Source organism: Methylobacterium sp. E-046, from assembly GCF_022829625.1.
GTDB lineage: Bacteria > Pseudomonadota > Alphaproteobacteria > Rhizobiales > Beijerinckiaceae > Methylobacterium > Methylobacterium longum.
Map to the genome: position 1 here is coordinate 1 of NZ_JAKSYP010000274.1, position 2,276 is coordinate 2,276.

A 2,276-nucleotide genomic window follows, 5' to 3' on the forward strand; every position below is an offset into this window, starting at 1 on the left:
AGCCGCAGGCGTCTGGTCCAACGATGAGGTCGCTTTGCCGGGTGATCCGCCAGGCAACCTGGAGGTGGTCGACGGCGCGCCTGAAGGCGGTAAGATCCCGGAACTCGACGGCAACTACGGCGCGTTTGCGCCGGACTACGCGCCGGAGGAGATCTTCGAGATCGCGAGCAAGCTCTACAAGAAGAGCCGCTAGGCCAGACCAACGTGCGTAGGAGGAGCCCCGCGGTATCAGATCCGCGGGGCAGGCGACGGTTACATCCGGGACCGACGCATGTGATGACGGCGGTGATGCTTCATGCGCATCATACCTCGCTTCCCACCCATCCGTTTCTGCGACGGGCTCTTCACGCTGCCCGGGTTGTTCATGTTGCTTTGAGCGCTGCCACCACCTGACATTTGAGCAAAAGCTGCCCCGGTAACTGCGAACGACAACGCCGCGGCAAGGGCAAGTGTCTTCATCAACATGGGGGTTTCCTCCAGACGGATCGGTTCGATCAGTCCGAGTTTGAACGTCAGCGTGATCGTTAACGTTCAGGCACCGGCTACGACTGTCGTTACAAATCTAGCTCGGGTCGCAGCCGGACGGCCAGGATCAACGCGGCCGGCCAGCATACAAGGCTGAGAAAGACGATCGGGATGATGGGGCGGCCTTTCCACCAGACGATGATGACCGGCAGGAGCAGGCCAGGGATAGCCACAGCGAGGAAGGCCCAGAACTGAAGGTCGGACAGGTCCATATGCCATCCGTAGCAGCCTTCTGCCGCTACGCTTTCTTCACGTCCGGTGGCACAGTACGGCCCCATGCCGATCCGGCCCGAGCACCGCTTCTTTTATCCCATCGACTGGCCGCAGCTGTCTGCTGTGATCCGCTTCGGCCGGGCTAGGGGCTGCTGCGAGGGCTGCAGGCGGCCGTCTTGCGGCGTCCAGTTCCGTAGTGCATTGGCCTTCATGCGGCTGTCTTGCCCACTACAGCTCGCATGTAGACGAGAAGCCGCTCGCGCATTTCAGCGTCGCCAATCTTCCGAAATAGCTGAAGAAGTTCCTCTTCCTGCTCCGCCGCTGCGGCCGCGGTTATCGGCGCGCGCGGGGGCGCCAGGAATGTCGTGACTGGGATGCCCAGCGCGGCGGCAATCTGTCCGAGCCTGCTCCGGGCGGCTTCGTATGCTGCGTTGTCCATGGGGCGCTCCCTTGGGCCCGCGCGTGAGGCAGCACCAGAAGCGGGCACCTCCAGGATTAGTGTATCAACGTATACCCTCCTAGGTTGCAATTGGCTGGGCGGCTCACATAACCCATGCGCTCAGTGAATATTGGCGCTGGCGTCGCCCTGCTGAAGGCCGCGAGCGAGACGGGATCCGACGTCGAACAGCAGGCTGTCGATCGCTGGCAGCATCTCGTCGGCCGCGCCGATAGCTGCAGCACGCGCCATCAGGAGATGGTTGGCAACGACGTCGAGCTTCGACACCGGGGCGAATTCGCCGGTAGCGGTCTTGGCTCGGAAGGTCTCAAGCTCGGCGCGCGCGACAAGGCCTTTTGGCGGGCGATCAAGGCGTCGGATCATGCCGAGGAAGCCCAAGAACGTTCCCGCGTCCGGTAGGCGCGAGGGCGCGGCGGAGTCGACGACCCAGACATAGGTGCCATCGTGCCGCCTAAGCCGGTACTGCAGCACGAACTCACACTGCAGATGGCACGCTTTCAGGAAAGCATCGCCCATCATCGCTCGCTCGTCGGGATGGATGGCCTGTACCCAACCATCAGCCAACGCAGCGGGCGGCCTCTGCCCCGTGAAGGCGTACCACTCCTGGCACATGTAGGTGGTCTGCCCCGCAGCATCCGTCGTCCAGATCATCAGGGCCTCCCTAAGGCCAGACACATCGCAGGCGCACGCATCCACGGCATACAGCCTCATCAAAGCAAGCTGCTGATCTTGTAGGCAGACTCGGAGCGTCGTCGAGGAGCCTCCTCGGTCATCCTTTCTCGTTCGTCATACCGTCCCGCTGCAGACCGTCACCGCATGGCTCGCCCGGTCTTACCGCTCGCGAGAATTCTCACGGGGTCGCTTCGGTTGAGGTCGCCCGCTGCCTCTCGGCAGCCTTTCTTCGGATCCGCTGACCTCGTTTTTCCCAGAATTGGAACCTCAGTAGGCGTGCTGGTTACGGTTTTGACCCCTCCCACTTGAGAAGCGGAGCCGCGATGGCCCTCACTTTGTGCAGGGGGTCGCAGGTCGCTACCCCCTTTCCGTGCCAGCTGGATCCAGGCCAGCCACTCCTGGCTGATGA

At 62.7% G+C, this 2,276-nt stretch carries 3 protein-coding genes and 1 pseudogene; 1 reads left to right on the forward strand and 3 read right to left on the reverse strand.

Annotated elements, in window-relative coordinates:
- Positions 1–193 (forward strand): annotated as a pseudogene (locus tag MKK82_RS29790) (manganese catalase family protein); the annotation flags it as partial.
- 361 nt (positions 194–554) lie between these two features.
- Here MKK82_RS29790 and MKK82_RS29795 read toward each other — a convergent pair.
- The 3 genes from MKK82_RS29795 to MKK82_RS29805 form a co-directional block, all read right to left on the reverse strand.
- The gene (locus tag MKK82_RS29795) at positions 555–737 is read right to left on the reverse strand and encodes a hypothetical protein (protein WP_243987694.1); all 183 of its coding nucleotides are present in this window, start codon (positions 735–737) and stop codon (positions 555–557) included.
- A gap of 209 nt (positions 738–946) precedes the next feature.
- The gene (locus MKK82_RS29800) at positions 947–1,177 is read right to left on the reverse strand and encodes a hypothetical protein (protein ID WP_243987697.1); all 231 of its coding nucleotides are present in this window, start codon (positions 1,175–1,177) and stop codon (positions 947–949) included.
- 120 nt (positions 1,178–1,297) lie between these two features.
- Entirely contained in the window at positions 1,298–1,846 is a 549-nt protein-coding gene (locus tag MKK82_RS29805; protein ID WP_243987695.1) for a PAS domain-containing protein, read from the reverse strand.
- Positions 1,847–2,276: the final 430 nt, after the last annotated feature.